This is a genomic window from Kitasatospora sp. NPDC094016 (genome assembly GCF_040304045.1).
In the GTDB taxonomy this organism is placed as follows: domain Bacteria; phylum Actinomycetota; class Actinomycetes; order Streptomycetales; family Streptomycetaceae; genus Kitasatospora.
In genome coordinates this window covers 138,610-159,614 of sequence record NZ_JBEOUK010000001.1, presented here as the reverse complement: position 1 = coordinate 159,614, position 21,005 = coordinate 138,610, and the positions used below count along the sequence as shown (strand labels likewise).

At 74.3% G+C, this 21,005-nt stretch carries 17 protein-coding genes; 8 read left to right on the top strand and 9 right to left on the bottom strand.

Features of this window, described 5'->3' with window-relative positions; translation table 11 throughout:
* Positions 1-3: 3 nt before the first annotated feature.
* From ABT015_RS00670 to ABT015_RS00660, 3 genes are all read left to right on the top strand, one after another.
* A complete protein-coding gene (locus ABT015_RS00670) occupies positions 4-1,758 on the top strand; it encodes an IucA/IucC family protein (protein WP_350875671.1) in 1,755 nt (584 codons plus the stop codon).
* Complete coding sequence (locus ABT015_RS00665; protein ID WP_350875182.1) at positions 1,755-2,975, top strand: type III PLP-dependent enzyme; 1,221 nt, start codon at positions 1,755-1,757, stop codon at positions 2,973-2,975. Before ABT015_RS00670 ends, ABT015_RS00665 begins: the two co-directional genes overlap by 4 nt.
* Before the next feature lie 249 nt (positions 2,976-3,224).
* Positions 3,225-4,022, top strand: coding sequence for an inositol monophosphatase family protein (locus ABT015_RS00660; RefSeq protein ID WP_350875669.1), 798 nt, complete (start codon positions 3,225-3,227; stop codon positions 4,020-4,022).
* A 22-nt stretch (positions 4,023-4,044) separates the two neighbouring features.
* Here ABT015_RS00660 and ABT015_RS00655 read toward each other — a convergent pair whose 3' ends face one another.
* From ABT015_RS00655 to ABT015_RS00640, 4 genes are all read right to left on the bottom strand, one after another.
* Positions 4,045-5,508 (bottom strand): pyridoxal phosphate-dependent decarboxylase family protein, encoded by a 1,464-nt coding sequence (locus ABT015_RS00655; RefSeq protein ID WP_350875180.1) that lies wholly within the window; start codon positions 5,506-5,508, stop codon positions 4,045-4,047.
* Between the two features lie 167 nt (positions 5,509-5,675).
* A complete protein-coding gene (locus ABT015_RS00650; RefSeq protein WP_350875667.1) occupies positions 5,676-7,040 on the bottom strand; it encodes a diaminobutyrate--2-oxoglutarate transaminase in 1,365 nt (454 codons plus the stop codon).
* A gap of 282 nt (positions 7,041-7,322) precedes the next feature.
* A complete protein-coding gene (locus ABT015_RS00645) occupies positions 7,323-8,063 on the bottom strand; it encodes a response regulator (RefSeq protein WP_350875178.1) in 741 nt (246 codons plus the stop codon).
* Positions 8,060-9,904 (bottom strand): ATP-binding protein, encoded by a 1,845-nt coding sequence (locus ABT015_RS00640; protein ID WP_350875174.1) that lies wholly within the window; start codon positions 9,902-9,904, stop codon positions 8,060-8,062. Before ABT015_RS00640 ends, ABT015_RS00645 begins: the two co-directional genes overlap by 4 nt.
* A 241-nt stretch (positions 9,905-10,145) precedes the next feature.
* Here ABT015_RS00640 and ABT015_RS00635 point away from each other — a divergent pair, with 241 nt between their 5' ends.
* On the top strand, positions 10,146-11,549 hold the full coding sequence (locus ABT015_RS00635) for a cation:dicarboxylate symporter family transporter (RefSeq protein ID WP_350875172.1): 1,404 nt from the start codon (positions 10,146-10,148) through the stop codon (positions 11,547-11,549).
* Between the two features lie 157 nt (positions 11,550-11,706).
* Here the strand turns inward: ABT015_RS00635 and ABT015_RS00630 are convergent, their stop codons facing one another.
* Both ABT015_RS00630 and ABT015_RS00625 read right to left on the bottom strand, forming a co-directional pair.
* Complete coding sequence (locus ABT015_RS00630) at positions 11,707-12,672, bottom strand: hypothetical protein (RefSeq protein WP_350875170.1); 966 nt, start codon at positions 12,670-12,672, stop codon at positions 11,707-11,709.
* Positions 12,673-12,717: 45 nt separating this feature from the next.
* Positions 12,718-13,536, bottom strand: a complete 819-nt coding sequence (locus ABT015_RS00625; RefSeq protein WP_350875168.1) for an RNA polymerase sigma factor — start codon at positions 13,534-13,536, stop codon at positions 12,718-12,720.
* Between the two features lie 154 nt (positions 13,537-13,690).
* Here ABT015_RS00625 and ABT015_RS00620 point away from each other — a divergent pair, with 154 nt between their 5' ends.
* Positions 13,691-14,071 (top strand): hypothetical protein, encoded by a 381-nt coding sequence (locus ABT015_RS00620; RefSeq protein WP_350875166.1) that lies wholly within the window; start codon positions 13,691-13,693, stop codon positions 14,069-14,071.
* Positions 14,072-14,232: 161 nt separating this feature from the next.
* Here ABT015_RS00620 and ABT015_RS00615 read toward each other — a convergent pair whose 3' ends face one another.
* Positions 14,233-15,618: a cytochrome P450 gene (locus ABT015_RS00615; protein WP_350875164.1), complete on the bottom strand. Its 1,386-nt coding sequence runs from the start codon at positions 15,616-15,618 to the stop codon at positions 14,233-14,235.
* A 383-nt stretch (positions 15,619-16,001) separates the two neighbouring features.
* Between ABT015_RS00615 and modA the strand changes: the two genes are divergently transcribed.
* The 3 genes from modA (at position 16,002) to ABT015_RS00600 (ending at position 18,953) form a co-directional block, all read left to right on the top strand.
* Entirely contained in the window at positions 16,002-16,856 is an 855-nt protein-coding gene (modA, locus tag ABT015_RS00610; RefSeq protein WP_350875162.1) for a molybdate ABC transporter substrate-binding protein, read from the top strand.
* A 74-nt stretch (positions 16,857-16,930) separates the two neighbouring features.
* Positions 16,931-17,752 (top strand): ABC transporter permease, encoded by an 822-nt coding sequence (locus ABT015_RS00605; protein ID WP_350875665.1) that lies wholly within the window; start codon positions 16,931-16,933, stop codon positions 17,750-17,752.
* Between the two features lie 64 nt (positions 17,753-17,816).
* Positions 17,817-18,953 (top strand): ABC transporter ATP-binding protein, encoded by a 1,137-nt coding sequence (locus ABT015_RS00600; protein WP_350875160.1) that lies wholly within the window; start codon positions 17,817-17,819, stop codon positions 18,951-18,953.
* 113 nt (positions 18,954-19,066) lie between these two features.
* On the opposite strand, the gene ABT015_RS00595 is transcribed toward ABT015_RS00600, so the two are convergent.
* A complete protein-coding gene (locus tag ABT015_RS00595) occupies positions 19,067-19,726 on the bottom strand; it encodes a response regulator transcription factor (protein WP_350875158.1) in 660 nt (219 codons plus the stop codon).
* A gap of 44 nt (positions 19,727-19,770) precedes the next feature.
* Positions 19,771-20,973: a sensor histidine kinase gene (locus ABT015_RS00590; protein ID WP_350875156.1), complete on the bottom strand. Its 1,203-nt coding sequence runs from the start codon at positions 20,971-20,973 to the stop codon at positions 19,771-19,773.
* Positions 20,974-21,005 lie beyond the last annotated feature (32 nt).

Genomic DNA, 21,005 nt, shown 5'->3' with positions numbered 1-21,005 from the left:
CCGATGACCCCCGAGCCGATCACACCCGAGCCGATCAGCCACAAGTCGGTCAGCCACGAACTGCCCACCGCCGACGACGCGGTGGCCCACACCCTGCTGAACTGCCTGCTGCGCGAGGTCTCCGCCCCCGAGCACCAGACCGCCGTGGCCGACGACCGCCTGCTGCTGCGCCTGCCCCGGCGCGGCGCCCTGCTGCGGATCGCCCTGCGCCGCACCTCGCTGCTCGGCGCGCACCGTTTCACCGGCCCGGTCGAGATCGAACGAGGCGACAGCTGGGCGGAGTTGGACTGGCGCGAGCTGGCGGAACATCTACAGGACGAACTGGAGCTGCGCACCGGCACGGTGAACGAGGAGTTCCTCGGCCAGGTCACCTCCAGCCACGACGGCCTCCGGCAGAGCCTGAGCGGCCGCCCGGCCTCCGGACCGGACCGCTACCTGGAGTCCGAGCAGGCCCTGCTGTTCGGCCACCGCTTCCACCCCGCGCCCAAGTCCCGCTCCGCCGCCCGGGGGGACTGGCGCGGGTACGCCCCGGAATCCCGTGCGGCGTTCCCCCTGCGCCACCTCGCCGTCCGCACCGAGCTGCTCGCCGAACAGTCCCTGGACGAGAGCGCGAGCGCCCTGCTGGACGGCCTCGGCGACGTCCCGGACGGCTACCGCCTGCTGCCCGCCCACCCCTGGCAGTACCAACTCATCGGCGACCACCAGCTGTTGCGCGACGCCCTGGACCGCGGGGACGTCCTCGACCTCGGGCCGCGCGGCGAGGAGTTCGCCGCCACCGCCTCGGTGCGCACCCTCCACGGCGCGGACGCCTTCCTCAAGTTCAGCCTCAACGTGCGCATCACCAACTGCCTGCGCAAGAACGCCGCTTACGAGCTCACGGGCGCCGTCGAGCTCACCCGGCTGCTCGCCCCAGCCCTCGCCGACCTCGCCCGGCGGTTCCCCGACGCGGCAATGCTGCGCGAGCCCGCGTTCCGCACCCTCGCCCTGCCCGGTGCCGACAGCCGACCCGACCAGGCGCTCTACGAGGGCTTCGGCCTGATCGTCCGCGAGGGCTTCGGCGGCGTACTGCGACCCGACGTCACCCCGCTGCTGGCCGCCGCCGTCGCCGACGAGCACCCGACCAGCTCCGCCCACATCTCCCGCCTACTGGAAGGGAGTTCGGATGCCTCCCGGGCCCTGGACTGGTGGCGGGCCTATCTGGGACTGCTCATCCCGCCCGTGCTCGCCGCCTACTTCGACCACGGCGTGGCACTGGAGCCGCACCTGCAGAACGTGCTCATCGGCGTCGACGCCACCGGGCAGCCCACCCAGGTACTCTTCCGCGACCTGGAGGGCACCAAGCTCGTCCCCGAGCACAACGCCGACATCCTGGCCGCCCTCCCGCCCGAGGTCGCCGGGCCGATGACGTACGACGCCGAACGCGGCTGGGACCGGGTGGTCTACTGCCTGCTGGTCAACCACGTCGCCGAACTGCTCGCCGCCCTCGCCGACCGCCACCCCGAACTGGAGGGCGCCCTGTGGCAGGCGGTCCGGGACACCCTGGAGCAGTACGCGGCAGGCCACGGCCGCCCGCCCCGGCTGCGGGCACTGCTCGCGGGCGTGCCGCTGCCGGCCAAGGCCAACCTGCTCACCCGCTGGGAGCGCAAGGCTGACCGGCAGGCCGGCTACGTCCGCCTGCCCTCACCGCTCGCCGGATCCGTCCTCGCCCAGGCCACCCGCGCCTGCGCCCCCCTCTCCCTCGGGAGCGCCGCCCGATGACCGAGATCGTCCGCCGGCACGTCGCCGGCCTCGCGTCCGACGCCCTGCCCGCCTACGTCTACGACCTGGCGGCGCTGCGCGTGCACGCCGCCGCCGTCCGGGCCGCGCTGCCCGCGCGGGTCGAGCTGTACTACGCCGCCAAGGCCAATCCGGAGGCGCCGCTGCTGGCCGCGCTGCGCGACGCGGTCGACGGCTACGAGGTCTCCAGCGGAGGTGAGTTGGCGCACGTGCGGGCGGCCGTTCCGGACGCGCCGCTGGCCTTCGGCGGCCCTGGCAAGACGCCCGCCGAGATCGCCGCCGCCGTGGACGCCGGGGTGCACCGCTGGCACATCGAGAGCGAGCAGGAACTGCACCGGCTCGACGCCGCCCTCGCGGACCGGCCGGGCACGGTGGTCGACGTGCTGCTACGGGTCAACCTGCCGGTCGCCACCGGTGCGCTCGACGGGGTGGCACTCGCGATGGGTGGGCGGCCGACGCCGTTCGGGCTCGATCCGGACCGCGCCGAGGAGTGCGTGCGCCAGCTCATCGGCGACGGACCCGGCGCTGGCGCCGGCGGCGGCCCGCTCGGGCGGCAGCTGCGCCTGCGCGGCGTGCACGCGCATCTGGCCAGCGGGCTCGCGGCGGCGGAGCAACTGGCCGTCGCCGAACGGATCGTGGCCTGGTCTGCCGAACTGGCCGAGCGGCACGGCTTCCCGCTGGCGGAGGTCAACGTCGGCGGCGGAATGGCCGTGGACTACGACGACCCGGCGAACCACTTCGACTGGACGGCCTTCGGCGAAGGGCTGGCCAAGCTGCTGGACGCCCATCCCGGTCTGACCCTGCGGATCGAACCCGGCCGGGCCCTGACCGCCCACTGCGGCTGGTACGCGACCGAGGTGCTGGACGTGAAGCAGAGCCACGGCGAGGACTTCGCGGTGGTCCGCGGCGGCACCCACCACCTGCGCACCCCCGCCACCCGGGGGCACTCCCAGCCCTTCGAGGTGCTCCCGGTCGACGCCTGGCCGCATCCGTGGCCGCGCCCCGCCGTCGCCACCGGCCGCGCCACCCTGGCCGGCCAGCTCTGCACCCCGAAGGACGTCCTCGCCCGGGCCGACGCCGACGGCCTGCGGGCAGCCGACCGGGTGCTGTTCGCGATGGCCGGCGCGTACGCCTGGAACATCTCGCACCACGAGTTCCTGATGCACCCGCACCCGGGGTTCCACTACCTGGGCGGCTGAGGGCACCCCCGAACGACGGCCGGCAGGTAACAGATGACAGCCGACAGATAACAGATTTCGAAATCTGTTATCTGTTACCTGTCAGCTGTTATCTGTTATCTGTTCGCCGCTCCCTGTTCGCACCCCGCCGCCCGCCCGTCCGCGCGCCGGACCCCACCCGCGGGCCCCGTCCGCCCCAGGGGTCGCCGCAGGTCGCCTCCGCACACTCGTGCGACAGTGGTAGGCAGCGAAGGGAGCGCGAACGTGCTGATGGACAAGGTGGCGGAGATACTCGCCGAGGCGTCGGCCGAGGTGGTGGAGCCGCGCTTCCGGGCGCTGGCCGCCGGCGAGGTGATGGAGAAGGCGCCCGGCGAGATCGTGACGGTCGCCGACCGCGAGGCCGAGGTGATCATCGCCCGCCGTCTGCGCGAACTGCTGCCCGTCCCCGTGGTCGGCGAGGAGGCGGTCTCCGCCGACCCCGAGCTCGCCCAGGCCCTCCACAACGAGCCCGCCGCCTGGCTGGTCGACCCGGTCGACGGCACCGCCAACTTCGTCGCCGGCCGCCCCGAGTACGCCGTGATGTGCTCGCTCGTCCGCGGCGGGGAGACCGTCGCCTCCTGGATCTGGCAGCCCGCCACCGCCACCGCCTACTGTGCCGAACTGGGCTCCGGGGCCTGGCGCGACGGCGTGCGCCTGACCCGGCCGCCGGCACCGCGCGACGCCGCGAAGCTGCGCGGATCCGTGAAGAGCCGCTACCTCGACCCGGAACACCGCCGGCTCCTACAGGCCAACGAGTCGGCCTTCGGCGAGGTCTCCCCCGGTCGGCACGCCGCCGGAATCGAGTACCCGGACGTCGTCGAGGGCCGCTTCGACTTCCTCCTCTACTGGCGCACCCTCCCCTGGGACCACGCCCCCGGCTCCCTCCTCGTCACCGAGGCCGGTGGCATGTCCGCCCGGCTGGACGGCACCCCCTACCGCCCCGAGGCCCCCGGCTGCGAGAACGGCCTGCTGGTCGCCGCCGACCCGGAGACCTGGGAGCTCACCCGCACCACCCTCCTGAGCGACTGACCGACTCCCCCACAGCACGCGCCTAGCCGGCCCGGTCCCCGTCGGCCTTCCGTCCGGCGCTCACCACCTCGCGCAGCAGTGCACGGACCTCCCCCGCCGTGGCGTGCGGGTTGAGCAGGGTGAGCTTGAGCCGCACCCGGCCCGGCCCCTCGCCCGGGAGTTCGGTCCGCCCGACCACCGCCCGCCCGGTGCGCAGCAGCAACCTGCGCAGGTTGCCGTTCAGTTCGTCGACGGCAGCTTCGTCGGTCAGGCCCGGCGGCCGGTAGCGGAACAGCACGACGGTCAGCGCGGGTTCGACGTGGAGTTCGAGCGACGGTTCGGCGCGGACGGCCTCGGCGGCGGACCGGGCGAGTTCGTGGCAGGCGTCGACGAGTCGCCCGAGCCCGTCGCGGCCGAGGGTGCGCAGGGTGACGGCGAGTTTGAAGGCGTCGGCCCGCCGGGTGGTGCGCAGCGAGCGGCCGAGCAGGCTGGGGTAGCCGGCCTGCTCGTCGTCGACGGGGTTGAGGTACTCGGCGCGGCGGGCGAGCGAGACGTAGGTCTCGGTGCGGCGGACCAGGAAGACGCCCGCGGCGGCGGGCTGCCAGCCGAGTTTGTGCCAGTCGAGGGAGACGGAGTCGGCACGGTCGATGCCGTCGAGGAGCGGGGCGAGCCGGTCGGAGAGCAGCGCGCCGCCGCCGTACGCGGCGTCGACGTGCAGCCAGGCGCCGTAGCGGCCGGCCAGGTCGGCGGCGACGGGCAGCGGGTCGATGCCTCCGGTGTCGGTGGTGCCGGCGGTGGCGACGATGGCGATCGGGGTGCGTCCGGCCCAGCTGGCCTCGGCCAGGGTCCGCTCCAACTCCTTCGGTTCCATCCGGAGTTGCCGGTCGACGGGGACGGTGGTGACGGCGCGCTCGCCGAGCCCGAGCAGGGCGGCGGCGCGCTGGACGGAGAAGTGCGCGGCCTCGGAGGCGACGATGCACGGCCGGACGCCGCCCGGGATGCCGTCCAGCTCGACGATGCCGTCCAGCTTCTGGTCCCGTGCCAGCATCAGTCCCATGAGGTTGGACTCGGTGCCGCCGGAGGTGAGGACGCCGGCGGCGCGGGCCGGGTCGTAGCCGACCAGGGCGGCGAGTTCGGCGAGGAGGGCGGTCTCCAGGGCGGTGGCGGCGGGGGCCTGGTCCCAGGAGTCCTGGGAGGGGTTGAGGGCACTGACCACGAGGTCGGCGGCGGCGGCCACGGCGAGCGGCGGGCAGTGCAGGTGGGCGGCGCAGGCCGGGTCGGCGGGGTCGGCGGCGCCGTAGGCGAGGAGTTCGGTGAGGCGGGCGAGCGCGCCGGGCCCGTGGGCGCCGGCCAGGCCGTCGGCGACCAGCGCACCGAGTTCGGCCGGACTGCCTGCGGGCAGCGGCCCGCCGCGCAGGGCGATGCCGTGGTCGAGCGCGTCGAGGACGGTGGCCAGCAACGGTCCGAGCGCGCCGGGCCCGCCGACGCCGCCCGCGAGGGCGTCCAACGGGACGGACCCGCCGGGCAGTCCGGCGGCGGCGCCGGAACCGCCCCCGGCCCCGTCTCCGGAACCACCCCCGGCCCCGTCTCCGGAGTCACCACCGGCCCCGGCTCGGGCGCCCGAGCCGCCTTCCGAGCCTTCCCCTGAACCGCCACCGCCCCCTCGCCCAGCGCTCATTCGGCGCCCCGGACCACGGGAGTCGCGGCACCCGCCGCAGCGGCGGGATCGACGGCCGCCGCGGCCGCGATCGCGTCGGCGAGCCGGTCGAGCACCGCGGCGACCTGCTCGTCGGTGATGGTGAGCGGCGGCAGCAGTCGCAGCACCGCGTCGTGGCGTCCGCCGAGTTCGACGATCAGCCCGCGCGCCAGGCAGGCCTCCCGGACCCGGCGGGCGAGCGCCGGGTCGGCCGGCCGGGCCCCGCAGGCGTCCGGTTCGGCGGCGGGGTCGACGAGTTCGACGCCGAGCATCAGGCCGCGCCCGCGCACGTCGCCGATCACCGGCAGTTCGGCGGCGAGCCCGCGCAGCCGGGCGGCCATCCGCTCGCCGACGACGGCGGCGCGCTCGGTCAACCCGTGGGCGGCGACGTGGCGCAGGGTGGCGGCGCCGGCGGCCATGGCGAGGGTGTTGCCGCGGAAGGTGCCGGTGTGGGCGCCGGGGCGCCAGCCGTCGTAGTCCTCCCGGTAGACGACGACGGCGAGCGGCAGGCTGCCGCCGATGGCCTTGGAGAGCACCATGGCGTCCGGGACGATGCCGCTGTGCTCGACGGCCCACATCGCCCCGGTGCGCCCGACGCCGGTCTGCACCTCGTCGACGATCAGCGGGATGCCGCGTTCGGCGGTGATCCGGCGCATCTCGCGCAGCCAGCCGTCGGGCGCGGGGACGACGCCGCCCTCGCCCTGGACGGCTTCGAGGATCATCGCGGCGGGCGGGACGACCCCGCCCGAGGGGTCGTCGAGCAGCCGTTCGACGTAGGTCGCGGCGAGGTCGGCGCCGGCCTCGCCGCCGACGCCGAACGGGCAGCGGTAGCCGTACGGGTAGGGCAGCCGGACGACCTCGCCGCCGCTCGGCAGCGGTTCCTTGACGGCGACGTTGCCGGTGAGCGCCAGGGCTCCGGCGGTCATGCCGTGGTAGGCGCCGGTGAAGGCGAGCGCCCCGGACCGGCCGGTGGCGGTCTGCATCAGTTTGAGCGCGGCCTCGACGGCGTCGGTGCCGGCGGGCCCGCAGAAGTGGATCCGGGCGCCGGCGGCGAAGTCGGCGGGCAGGCTCTCGAAGAGGGCGCTGGTGAAGTCGTCCTTCTCGGCGGTGGCGAGGTCGAGCAGGTGCAGCGGGGCGCCGCTGTCGAGGGTGCGGCGGATCGCCTCCAGCACCACCGGGTGGTTGTGCCCGAGGGCGAGCGTCCCGGCGCCGGAGAGGCAGTCCAGGTAGCGCCGCCCGTCGGCGCCCTCGACGGTCATGCCGTGGGCCCGTACCGGGACGATCGGGAAGGACCGGGCGTACGTACGGGCGGCGGACTCGCGTACGCGCTGGCGGCGCAGGATGGCCTCGCCGGAGGCCGGGGCACCGGCGGCTCCGGCGACACCGGCGACACCGGCGGCTTCGACACCTCCGACGGCTCCGGCGGCTCCGACAGTTCCGGAGGAGGAGGCCGGGGCCTGGGCGGGAACGGCGGCGAGCGACAAGGCAAACCCCCAGAAGAAGTTAGGTAAGCCTAACTTTACTGCCCCTGACCTGGCGGGATATCCCGGGGCCCCCAGAACCACCCGAGTGAGTGAACCACCCCCGGTCCTGCCAACGAGCGACCGGCGAAAAGGTCACGGCCCTCACCCCCGCCGACCCGGAGCCGCCCCGCCGCCCTTCCACCGGTAGCAGAGTTCCGGCCGCCCCACGCTCCCGTACTGTGGCTCCCGCACCGCCCGCCCGGTGTCGACGAGGTGTTCGAGGTAGCGGCGCGCGGTGATCCGGGAGACCCCGGCGGCGGCGCCCGCGGCGGCGGCGGACAGGCCCGTCGCCGTCTCTCGCAGCACGGAGGCGACGGTGTCCAGGGTGGGCGCGCTCAGCCCCTTGGGGAGGCTGCTGCGCTCGGGCGTGCGGAGCAGGGCGAACGCCTGGTCGACCTCGTCCTGTCCGGTCGCCTCGCCGGTGCGCCCGAGACTGTCCCGGTAGCGGGCGTAGCGCTCCAGGCGATCGTGCAGGGCGGCGGCGCTGAACGGTTTCAGCAGGTACTGGACCACGCCCGCCGACACGGCCTGCCGCACCATCGCCAGGTCGCGGGCCGAGGTCACCGCGATGACGTCGGTGGTGTGGCCTGCGGCCCGCAGCGAACGGCAGAGCTGGAGGCCGTGGCCGTCCGGCAGGTAGAGGTCGAGCAGGGTCAGGTCGACGGGCCTCCCGGCAGTGCGGGCGCGATCCAGGAAGCGCAGCGCGTCGGCGCAGCTGTGCACCGTCCCGGCGGCGTGGAAGCCGGGTTCGCGCTCGACGTAGAGGGTATGCGCGGCCGCGGCCACGGGGTCGTCCTCGACGACCAGCACGGAGATCCCCGGCCCGGCGGTCACCTCGGTCATCGCGACGCCCCTTCCCGCCGACCCGGCTGCCCCGGCTGTCCTGCCCGGCCGAGTTGCTCCGGGCTCCCGAGTTGCCCCGGCTGCCCAGCCCGCCCCGGCTGCCGCTCACCGGATCGCGTCGGCAGCCCGGCAAGCGGCAGCCGGACGGTGAGCACCGCGCCCCGGTCGCGCCCGACCTCGACGCTGCCGCCGTTGCGCCGGGCGGCCTGGGCCACCAGCGCCAGCCCGAGACCGTGCCCGCGCACGTCCTGCTTGGTGCTCCAGCCGCGCCGGAACACGTCCTCGACGGCGGCCGGGTCGATCCCCGCCCCGGTGTCGGCGACGCGCAGCAGCAGGCAATCACCGCCACCCGGAGCCGCGTCGCCGCCCGCCACGCCACCGCCCCCCGAGCCGCCACCACCACCGCCGGCCGCATCGCCACCACCCGCGTCGATCCGTACGGTGACGGTGACCTCCGGGGGCACCGCGCTCTGCGCGGCTCCGGCGATGGCGGCGTCCACGGCGTTGTCGATCAGGTTGCCGAGGACGGTGATCAGGTCCCGTGCGGAGAGCCCGGGCGGCAGCAGCCCGTCGTCGATCCGGCTGTCGTCGGTGAGAGTCAAGTCCACTCCCCGTTCGGCCGCTTGGGCCGCCTTGCCGAGCAGCAGCGCGGCCAGCACCGGTTCGCCGACCGCCGCGACCACCCGGTCGGTGAGCTGCTGGGCGAGCGCGAGTTCGGCGGTGGCGAACTCCACCGCCTGTTCGTGGCGGCCGAGTTCAATCAGGGAGACGACGGCGTGCAGCCGGTTGGCCGCCTCGTGCGCCTGCGCCCCGAGGGCTTCGGTGAAGCCTCGAACGGAGTCCAACTCCCCGCTGAGCGACTGAAGTTCGGTGTGGTCGCGCAGGGTGACGACCCGCCCGAGGCCGGTGCCGATGGTGGAGGTGTTGAGCACCACCACCCGCTCGGCGGTCAGGTGCACCTCGTCCCGGACCGGCTCGTCGCCGAGCACGGCCGCGACCAGCGCCCGCGGCAGCCCCAGCTCCACGATCAGGCGTCCCTCCAAGTTGCCGCCCAGTCCGAGCAGTTCGCGGGCTGCGTCGTTGCAGAGGACCACCCGGTGCGCGCGGTCCAGTAGGACGAGCCCCTCGCGCACCGAGCGCAGGGTCGCCTGGTGGTACTCGTAGAGGTGGCTGAGTTCGGCCGGCCCCATGCCATGAGTGTGCCTCCGCAGCCGGGAGTTGGCGAGGTAGGTGCCCACGCCGCCGACCCCGAGCGCGGCCACCGCCACCCCGACCAGCGCGAGCAGCGGGCCGCTCAGCTGCGCGGAGATGGACTCCACCGTGAGGCCCGCACTGACCAGCGCGATCACCTGGTGCCGGTCGTCCAGCACCGGCGTGACCACCCGCACGGACGGTCCGAGCGTGCCGGTGTAGGTCTCGCTGCGGGTCTCCCCCGCGAGTGCCCAGTCGATGTGCCCGAGGAAGCGCTTGCCGATCTGCTCGGGCAGCGGGTGGGTCCAGCGCACGCCCTCGGTGTCCATGACGGTGATGAAGGAGACGCCGGTGTCCACCCGCACCTGCTCGACGTACGGCTGGAGCACCGCGGTCGGGTCCGGCGCGGTGACGGCGGCCCGCACGGACGGCGAGTCGGCGACGGCGTGGGCGACAGTGGTGACCTGGCGACGGGCCGCGTCCTCGGCCCGGTCGGCGGTGAAGAGGTACGCGAGCACCGCACCGCCCGCCACCACGGCGGCGACGATGACCACCTGGACGACGAAGAGCTGCCCGGCCAGGCTGCGGACCAGCCCGCGGGGCGCCGGGAGCCGTCGACGCGAGGGCGTGGGGGCGGTGCGCACGGACATGCCTGCCAGTGTGCACCACGCGCCCGGGGTCCCCCAGGGGCCCGCGATCGGTCGACGACCTGCCGACGGCCTCTCGACGGCCTCTCGACGAACGCCCCCCAGCCCCGCCGCTCCCCACGGCCCGGCGGCACCCGGTCGTGAACTCTATGAACGCAAACGTGACCTCCGTCACGCCCAGGCCCGATAGTCAGAGCGGCCCACCACCCGGGGCCGCCAGGACCGCACGGCGAAGGAGCCGCAGATGTCGATCGTTGGAGCCGCACCGGCGGGGGGATCCAGACGCAGGGACCGGACCCACTACCTCTACCTCGCCGTCATCGCCGCCGTGATCGCGGGCATCGTGGTCGGGCTGGCCGCCCCCGGTTTCGCCGTGGAGTTGAAGCCGGTCGGCACCGGCTTCGTCAACCTGATCAAGATGATGATCAGCCCGGTGATCTTCTGCACCATCGTGCTGGGCATCGGCTCGGTGACCAAGGCCGCCAAGGTCGGCAAGGTCGGCGGCCTCGCCCTCGGCTACTTCCTCGTCATGTCGACCGTCGCACTGGCCATCGGCCTGGCCGTCGGCAACCTGCTGGAGCCCGGCGGCGGCCTGCACCTGACCGCCGCGCTCGCGAAGTCCGGCCACGCCCAGGCCGTCGCCGGCGGCGCCCAGTCGACGACCGACTTCCTGCTCGGGATGATCCCCACCACCACGTTCTCGGCCCTCACCGAGGGCAAGGTGCTGCAGACCCTGCTGGTCGCACTGCTCGCCGGCTTCGCCCTCCAGGCGATGGGCCCGGCCGGCGCCCCGGTGCTGCGCGGGATCGAGCACGTGCAGCGGCTGGTCTTCCGGATCATGTCGATGATCATGTGGGTCGCGCCGATCGGCGCCTTCGGGGCGATGGCCGCCGTCGTCGGGGCGACCGGCACGGCCGCGCTGAAGAGCCTCGCGGTCATCATGCTCGGCTTCTACGCGACCTGTGTGCTGTTCGTCGTCGTCGTCCTGGGCGCGCTGCTGCGACTGGTCGCCGGGGTCAACGTGTTCGCGCTGCTGCGCTACCTGGGCCGCGAGTTCCTGCTGATCCTCTCCACCTCCTCCTCCGAGAGCGCGCTGCCCCGCCTGATCGCCAAGATGGAGCACCTCGGTGTGAGCCGCCCGGTCGTCGGCATCACCGTGCCGACCGGCTACAGCTTCAACCTCGACGGCACCGCGATCTACCTCACCATGTCGTCGATCTTCATCTCCGAGGCGATGGACAAGCCGATGTCGATCGGCGAGCAGCTCTCGCTGCTGGTGTTCATGGTGATCGCGAGCAAGGGCGCGGCCGGGGTCACCGGCGCCGGGCTGGCCACCCTGGCCGGCGGGCTGCAGTCGCACAAGCCCGCGCTGGTGGACGGAGTCGGCCTGATCGTCGGCATCGACCGCTTCATGTCCGAGGCCCGTGCGCTCACCAACTTCGCGGGCAACGCCGTCGCCACCGTCCTGATCGGCCACTGGACCGGCGAACTGGACGCGGACCGCGCCCAGCGGGTGCTGGCCGGCGAGGAGCCGTTCGACGAGCGGACCCTGGTCGACGCGCACGGCGGACCGGCCGCGGCCCCCGAGGCCGTCCCGGCGACTCCGGAAGCCGTCCCCACCCGGAGCGGCGCGGCCGCGGCCGCCTGAGCGGCCCCCTCATACGCCCCCGGTCCGGCGCCACCACCTCCCCCGGAAACGGCGCCGGACCGGGGGTTCCGCATGCCCGACGGGCCTTCGCCACAGGTCCTCACCGGTTCTCGCGGGTCCCCGCAGGTCCTGACGGTGTCTCCAGGTCCTCCCGCCCTCACAGGTCCTCGGAGCCGCTCACCGCCCAGGCCAGGCCACAGGCCGGGTCCTCCAGCGCGACGTGCAGATGGCGCAGCCCGGCGGCCGGCTCGTGCCAGATGAAGCAGCGCATCCGGGCCACCAGCGCGTCGACCTCCGCCCGGTCCGACCCGTCCGTACCCTCCGCGCCGGCCATCGCGACCAGCGCCCGCCAGAGCGCCAGCCGTCCGTGCGCCGAGCCCCGCCCGCGGTCCACGACGGCGGCCTGTACCAGCGCCGGATAAACCAGCGCGAACGGCAGGTACCCGCCGGTGACGCGGGAACTACGGGCCAGTTGGGCGGCCGCCTGCGGCGCCGGACCCCGGACGCAGACCACCTCCGCCCAGTCCGCCAGCGCGGCCAGCGCCCGGGTCGCCCGCTGCCCGCCCAGCCGTACGCCCGAAGCGGGCAGCGTCACCCCACCCAGGCCCTCCCGGCTGGCCGGCAGGGTCAGCAGCGCACTGCGCGCGCCCCCGCAGGGCAGGTACTGGCGCACCCGCGCCCCCTCGTCCCATCCGGCCGTCTCCCACGGCGCCAGCAGCAGCGGCACGCCCTCCGGGTCGGGTTCGGCCCCGTACGAGAGGTCCTCACCGAGCAGCACCCGGGTCTGCGCGACCAGTCGGCGCACCGGGGCCGGGACGAGCAGCGGGGCCAGCCGCAGCCAGGAATGCCGGGTCGCCAGCACCTCCCAGAGCGGACCGGCGTCATGGTCGGCGACCCCGGCGACCGTCCCCGGGCCGCCGTCCCGGTCGAACAGCCGGACGGCCAGCTCCGGCGGCGCCGAGTAGGCGATCAGGTGGCCGAGCGGCGCGGTCAGCGCCGCTGCGGGCTCCTCCCCGGCACGCTCCACGGCTGCCGCCCGACCCTGCCGGTAGGCGGTCAGCAGTTCGGGCCAGCGGCCGTCGTCAGCCAGGGCGCGGAGGCGGTGGTCCTCGTACGTGATCACGATTTTCAGCGTACGGGCCGGGGCGGCGCATCAGCTGACTTAGCGTCAGCTCGGTGCGTCGGGTGCCGCTTCGGACGCCGCCCCAGGGCTCGCTCCGGGCCCCGCATCGGACCCCGCGCCGGGCTCCGTGCCGGGCGCCATGTCGGGCGCCGCCGCGGGGGCGGGCCCTGGCCGATGGTCCCGCCCACCCTCCCGCTCGTGTTCCCGTTCCCGCGCAAGGACCGCGCGCAGCCTCCCATGGGCGCGGCGACGGGTGACGGCCAGCGTGCTGCGATGCAGGCCCAGCAGGTCGGCGGCCTCGTCGACGGTGTAGCCGTCGAGGTCCACCAGCACCACCACGCGGGCCTGCTTCGCGGTCAGGCAGCCCAGCAGTCGGAGCACCTCCCAGCGCGCCTGCAGCTCGACCATCCCGCCGGACGGCGACTCGACCGGCGGCTGGCCCCGCTCCCGCTCGGCCGCCTCGGACGGATCGGGCAGCACGACCCTGCGCCGCTCCCGGCGCCACTGGTCGCGCAGGATGTTCGCCATCGTGGTGAACACGTAGGCGTAGGGCTGCGGATGGCTCAGGAACCGCTCCGGCCTGCGGGCGATCCGCAGATACGCGTCATGCACCACGTCCCCGGCGGCGAGCCCGCCGGTGAGCGACGCGGCCGCCCGGTGGAGCCTCGGCAGCATTTCCGTGAACACCCGGTTGAAATCGTCCGATTGACGATCGGCGGGCCTCGGACCGAAGTCCTTCCCGCCGCCGCCCCCGCGTCCGCCGGCACACCGGCCGCCGCATTCCGCCATGCCGCCCTCCCCGGAAATCGGCACCCCGAAAGCCCAGTTGGGCAGGTCACGACCCGTCGAGAAAGGTTGTGACACAGGTCACATCATAGGCCGTCGCCTCACTGTCCGCAGTCATTCGTGCGCAATACGTCATCAGCCGGACGGGAAGCCGGAATTCACCCACCCCGCAGATCCGGACGGCCGGGGACGCACCGCCCGATCCGCACCCGTTGAGCGAGGAGAAACTGCCATGCGAGGTCGCTTCGCCAGGAAGATCGCCACGTTCGGGATGGCCGCTGCGGCCACCCTCGGCGTGCTCGGGACCACCACCCTGCCCGCCGCCGCCGCGCCCACCGTCGCCGCCGCCGACCAGACCATCACCGCCGGCACCATCGGAGCCTCACCCGAGGTGGCCGCCGCCTCCTACCACTGCGTCATCACCGCGGACTACGGGTGGCGCTGGGAGGGCTACTGCAACGTCTACTCGGGCCAGCTGCGCACCATCACCTACTGTGCCAACGGCACGAGCACCACCGGCCTGCGGATCGGCGCCCGACCCCAGGCCTGGGACGTCTGGGGCAACTGCCCGGGCTCCAGCTGGACCAAGATCGTTTTCCAGAGCCGGGGCTGACGCACCGGCAGAACCGATCGGGGGTGCCGTCCCGCCAGGGCGGCGCCCCCGCCGCATGCCCGGAGAGGCAGCGAACAGATGACGACAAACAGATGACAGATTTCATCTTCTGTTATCTGTCATCTGAAATCTGAACGCTGAAGACTGAAGACTGTCAGCCGCTACCCGGCGAGCCCCGCGGCCCCCCGCGCCGTCACCCGGATCCGCATCGGGCTCGCCGCGCGGAGCGTGATGCCCTGGGCGAGCGCCACCCGCTCGTCCACCGCCTCCATCTCGAAGTCCCGCAGCAGCACGCCCAGGCTCAGCACCGATTCCAGCATCGCGAAGTGCTGCCCGATGCACGCCCGCGGACCGCCGCCGAACGGGTACCAGGCGTAGCGGTGCCGGCCCCTCTCCTGTTCGGGCAGGAAGCGGTCGGGGTCGAAGCGCTCCGGGTCCGGCCAGTGCGCCGGGTGCCGGTGGGTGACCAGCGGCGAGACGACGACCTGGGCACCCGCCGGGATCACGTACCCGTCGATGACCGTCTCGGCGACCGCCCGCCGCCCGACCAGGGCCGCCGCCGGGTAGAGCCGCATCGCCTCCTTCAGCACCCGGGTGATGTACGGCAGCGACTCCAGGTCCGCCGCGTTCGGCTCCCGGCCGGCCAGCACGGTTTCCGCCTCCCGCTGGGCGAGCTTGCGCTGCTCGGGGTGCTTGGCGAGCAGGTGCAGCGCGAAGGCCAGCGAGGTGGCCGTGGTCTCGTGCCCGGCGAGCAGGAAGACCAGCACCTGGTCCCGCAGTTCGGCCGGGTCGAGCTGCTCCCCGTCCTCGCCGCGGGCCCGCCCGAGCAGCGTGAGCAGGTCGTCCGCGTCCTCGTCCAGGTCGCCGCGCGCGGCCCGCTCGGCGACGATCCGGTCGCAGACCGCGTACAGGGCGCGCCGGGCCTCGGCGCCGCGCCGGTTCGAGGGGGTCGGCCAGCTGCGCGGGGTGCGGATCGCCGCGAAGCCCCGCTCCCAGACGTACTCGCCGAGCACCGGGAAGTTGCGGTCCACCACCGCCACCGCCTCGTCGACGTCCGCGCCGAACAGGATCCGGGCGACGGCTCGCAACGCGAACCGGGACATCTCCTCCGCCGCGTCCACGACCCCGACCGGGATCGCGTTCCACCGCTCGGTGAGCGCCCGCGCCTCCTGGGCGACGGCGCCCGCGTAGCCGTCCACCCGGCGGCGGGTGAACAGCGGCTGGACCAGTCGGCGCTGGCGCTGGTAGTCGCCGTCCTGGCTGGTCAGCAGGCCATTGCCGACGCTGCTGCGCAGCTCGTCGTAGAAGGCGTTCTCCTTGCGGAAGTTGGCGGCCTCGCTGCCCAGCACCTGCTGGACGCCCTCCGGGGAGAACACCCCGTAGAACTCGACCCGCAGCCCGGGCGGCCCGACCCGGAACCGGACCACGTCCCCGTGGTCGCGGTGGGCGGCGAGGTAGGTGCGCAGCGGGCGGCGGGTGAGGTCGAACAACGATCCGACCAGGGGGTTTCCGGCCGGCCCGGGGATGAGGGCGGTGGCGCTGGTCATCGGCACTCCATTCTCCGCAGGCGACCCACCAACGTAACTGACGAATCATCAGCACCGAAAGGCGCGAAAGCGCACGGGAGGGCGCGGGAGGGCGCAGGGAGGAGTGGGAGGGCGCGGGAGGGCGAAGGAGGGAGCGGGAGGGCGCGGGAGGGCGAAGGCCGGCACGGTCTCCGGGTCGGACGGCCCCGCAGCACTCCCGCTCCGGCGCCGTCCGTGCACGTTTGAGCCTTCGCACAGCCGGGCGGAGACCGCAGCCACTCCCCGCCTGTGCGAAGCGACAGAGGACTTATCACTCGCATTTGCGGCACTATGATCGCTGTAATGGCCGCACCTGCGGCCTCACTCCGCGCCTCTTCCGGCGCGGCCCTGGAGGGGAAGCCCCGATGAGCACCCGTACGACCACCCGCAGACTCGCCGTCGCCGCCGCGGCGGCCCTCGTCCTCAGCCTCGGGGCCACCGCCTGCGGCAGCGACGGCGGTGGCAAGTCCGGCAGCTCCTCGGCCGCTTCGGCGGCGGGCTCCTCGGCCTCGTCGGCGGCCGGCGGCGGCAGCGTCCCGAAGGCCACCGGCGACATCACCGTCTTCGCCGCCGCCTCGCTCAAGGAGACGTTCACCGACCTCGGCAAGAAGTTCGAGGCCGCGAACCCGGGCGCCAAGGTCAAGTTCAACTTCGGCGGCAGCTCCAGCCTCGCCACCAGCATCAACTCGGGTGCCCCGGCGGACGTGTTCGCCGCCGCCAGTCCGGCCACCATGAAGACCGTGACCGACGCGGGCGGCGCCAGCGGCGACCCGAAGACCTTCGTCAGGAACACGCTCACCATCGCCGTGCCCAAGGGCAACCCCAAGCACGTCGCGGGCCTGAACGACCTCACCGCCTCCGGTGTGAAGGTCGCGCTGTGCGCAAAGGAGGTGCCGTGCGGCGCCGCCGCCCTGACCGCGCTCAAGGCCGCCAACGTCAACCTCACCCCGGTCACCCTGGAGCAGGACGTCAAGGGCGCGCTGACCAAGGTCGAGCTCGGCGAGGTCGACGCCTCGCTCGTGTACAAGACCGACGTGAAGGCGGATGCCGGGAAGATCGACAGCGTGGACTTCCCCGAGGCCGACAAGGCCGTGAACGACTACCCGATCGCCGCCCTGGCCAAGGCCCCGAACAAGGACGGCGCCGCCGCCTTCGTCGCGTACATCCAGTCGCCCGAGGCCGAGCAGGTGCTCACCGCGGCGGGCTTTCAGGCGCCGTGAGCGACCGCACCACCAAGCGCACCACCGGCACCGGGCGCACCACCGAGCGAGCCACCGGCACCGGGCGACCCGGCGTGGCAGGAACGGCGAAAGCCCTGCCACGCCGGCGCCGGCGCACCCACCGCGTCCCGGTCACGCTGCTGCTCCCGGCGCTGCTCGGGCTGGCGTTCCTGATCCTGCCGCTGGTCGGCCTGCTCGTCCGGGCGCCCTGGAGCGGCCTGTCCGAGCAGCTCACCAGCGCCGCCGTCTGGGACGCCCTGCGTCTGTCGCTGATCTGCGCGACGGCCGCCACGGCGGTCTCGCTGGTCCTCGGCGTCCCGCTGGCCTGGCTGCTCGCCCGCACCGAACTGCCGGGCCGACGGGTGATCCGGGCCCTGGTCACCCTGCCGCTGGTGCTGCCACCGGTGGTCGGCGGCGTGGCACTGCTGCTGGTCCTCGGGCGGCGCGGCATCGTCGGTTCCTGGCTGGACTCGGCCTTCGGCATCACGCTGCCGTTCACCACGACCGGGGTGGTCATCGCCGAGGCGTTCGTGGCGATGCCGTTCCTGGTGATCAGCGTGGAGGGCGCGCTGCGCGCCGCCGACCCCCGCTACGAGGAGGCGGCCGCGACCCTGGGCGCCTCCCGACTGACGGCGTTCCGCCGGGTGACCCTGCCGCTGATCGCCCCGGGGATCGCGGCCGGGGCGGTCCTCGCCTGGGCCCGAGCGCTCGGCGAGTTCGGCGCCACGATCACCTTCGCGGGCAACTTCCCGGGCCGCACCCAGACCATGCCACTGGCCGTCTACCTCGCCATGGAATCGGACCCCGAGGCGGCGATCGCGCTGTCGCTGGTCCTGCTGGTGGTCTCCGTCGCGGTCCTGGTCGGCCTGCGTGACCGCTGGATGTCGACCCCGTGACGGCCCTGCGAGCCCCGGGCCGGAGCCCGGCCACCGCTGCCCCGACCCCCTGGACGCCGCCCCGATGAGCACCGACCCCACCGACCCCACCGACCCCGCCCACTCGGCCGACCCCGCCTCCACAGCCACCGAGGCTGTACCTGCACACGCCGCCCTGGACGCCCGGCTGCGGGTGGAGCGCGCCACGTTCACCCTCGACCTCGCCCTCACCGCCGCACCCGGCGAGGTGATCGCGCTGCTCGGCCCGAACGGCGCCGGCAAGTCCACCGCCCTGCGCGCCCTCGCCGGGCTGCTCCCGCTCACCGGCGGCCACCTGCGCCTGGACGGACGGCTGTTGGAGGAGCCCGGGCAGCGCGTGCACACCCCCGCCGAGGAGCGTCCCGTCGGCGTGGTGTTCCAGGACTACCTGCTCTTCCCGCACCTCAGCGCGCTCGACAACGTCGCCTTCGGTCCGCGCTGCCAGGGCCGCCCCAAGCGTGCCGCCCGGGCCGAGGCGGCCGGTTGGCTGGAGCGGATGGGCCTGGCCGACCACGCCTCCGTACGACCCGGGAGCCTCTCCGGCGGCCAGGCACAGCGGGTGGCGCTGGCCCGGGCGCTGGCCGTCCGCCCCCGGCTGCTGCTGCTGGACGAGCCGCTGGCCGCTCTGGACGCCCGTACCCGGCTCGACGTTCGCTCCCAACTACGGCGCCACCTGGCCGAGTTCGAGGCCGTGGCGGTGCTGGTGACGCACGACCCGCTGGACGCGATGGTGCTCGCCGACCGGCTGGTGGTGATCGAGGGCGGGCGCGAGGTGCAGTCCGGCAGCCCGGCGGAGGTCGCCCGGCGGCCGCGCACCGACTACATCGCGCGCCTGGTCGGACTGAACCTGTACCAGGGCGTGGCCGAGGGCCACCAGGTCACGCTCACGGCCGGCACGGTCCTGGCCACCACCGAGGAGCTGTCCGGCCCGGCCTTCGTCGCCTTCCCGCCGTCCGCCGTGACCCTGCACCGCGAACGGCCCCAGTCCAGCGCGCGCAACGTGTGGAAGGCCGAGGTCACCGGCCTGGACCTGCACGGCGACCAGGTGCGTGCCGACCTCGCGGGCGAACTCCCGATGGCCGCCGACCTCACCCCGGCCGCCGTCGCCGAGCTGGGGCTGGCGCCCGGATCCGAGGTCTGGGCCTCCGTCAAGGCCACCCAGACCCACGCCTACCCGGCCTGACCCCGACACCGCGCCGGGCCGCCCGCGCCCTCGCCGAGCCACCGCCGGTGCGCCGCTCCTGTTCGGCGGGCCGCTCCGGCCCGGCGCGCCACTCCTGCCCGCCGCCCTGTGCGCTACTCCGACGGCTCGACGAAGCCCGACTCGTACGCGGCGATCACCGCCTGGGTGCGGTCCCGCGCCCCGAGCTTCGCCAGCACACTGCTGACGTGGGTCTTCACCGTCTGCACGCCGAGGAACAGCAGCTCGGCGATCTCCCCGTTGCTGAGGCCGCGCGCGACCAGCCGCAGCACCTCCGCCTCGCGCTCGGTCAACGCCGCCCGCTCCATGGTCGCGCGGGCGGCGGGATTGCCGTGGCCGGCCGCGAGGCGGCGGATCGTGGCCGGGAACAGCAGTGACTCGCCCGCCGCCACCAGCCGTACCGCGTGCGCGATCTCGGCCGCTCGGGAGCGCTTCAGCAGGAAGCCGTCGGCACCCGCGCGCAGCACCTGGTAGACGTAGTCGTCGTTCTCGAAGGTGGTGACGACCAGGATCTTCGGTGGCTGCTCCCCCGGCGCGCCGGGGCGCAGGAGCTCTCGGGTCGCCGCCAGGCCGTCCAGCACCGGCATCCGGACGTCCATCAGGACGACGTGCGGGCGCAGCGTGCGGGCCAGCGCCACCGCGTCGGCGCCGTCGGCGGCCTCACCGACCACCCGCAGGTCCCCCTGCGCCTCCAGGACGGCCCGCATCCCGGCCCGGACCAGTTCCTCGTCGTCGGCGAGCAGGATGTCGATCATCCGGGTGGAGCCCCTCGCGGGTCCGTCGCCTACAAGATCGTTCGTCACGAGCCCAAGCGTAGGGGCAGCCGGACGGCGAGCACCCACTCCCCGCCCCCGTCGCCCGACACCCCGGCGGTGGCCTCCCCGCCGAGCAGCGTGGCGCGCTCCCGGATGCCGCGCAGCCCCTTGCCGCCCTTGCCCGCCGCGCCGCCGGCCGGACGCGCCGGAACGCCGCCGACCGGCGGGCGATTGGCGCAGTGCAGCTCCAACTGCCCGCCCTGGACGGCGATCCGGACGCTGACCGGCTCGCCGGGCGCGTACTTGAGCGCGTTGGTGACACCCTCCTGGACGATCCGGTAGGACTCGCGGGAGAGCACCCCGGGCAGCGCCCCCGCCGACACCTCGATCCGCGCCTCGACCGGGCTCCCCGCCGACCGGGCGGTGTCGAAGAGTGCGGGCAACTGGTCGAGGCCGGGCTGTTCGGTGGCCGTTCCGTTGCCGGCCGCTCCCTCCGGCGTCTCGCGGAGCAGGACGAGGGTGCGCTCCAGGTCCTCCATGGCCCGGCGGCCGGTCTCCTCGATGACTTCGAGCGCCTTGGCGGTGAACGCCTGGTCCCCGACCTCCCGTGCGGCACCCGCCTGAAGGACCGTCACCGTCAGTGCGTGGCCGATGGAATCGTGCAGCTCGCGGGCCAACCTGTTGCGTTCCAGCAGCCGTTCGGCGCGCAGCTCGGCCTCCGCCAGCCGCTCCGCCGGGGACGGCCCCAGCAGCCTTACGGCCATGGCGAGTTGGAGGCGCCCGGCGGACACCACCAGCCAGCCGTAGCCGAGCACCAGCACCGGGGCGAGCGGGAGGTACCAGAACGAGTCCGGGCCGGTCAGCAGGTCGTAGCCGCTGGTGAGGCCGAAGGCCGTCGCGAACCCGACCACCGAGCCGAGCAGGACCCGCCCGATCAGCCAGCCGGCGGTGCGCCGCCGGTCCGCCCAGGTGCGGGAGGACTCGGCGGCGATGTCCTCCTCGCGGTCGGGCAGCAGCAGCAGTCGCGCCTGCACCCCCTCGGCGCGCCGCGTCGCGGGGACGAGGGCGACCAGGGCGAGCAGGGCGGTGTCCACCGCGGCGCCCGCGACCACGATCTCGCCCAGGCTCTTGTGGTACGTCCCCGGGTAGACCATCAGGACGACGCCCGCGAAGATCCACCCGACCAGCAGGTGCAGCAGGCGCGCGTACGTGGCGCCGGCCAGCAGCGGCGCGAGGATCCTGGGCATTCCGCCATCCTGCCAGCTCGGCGGTCGGCCAG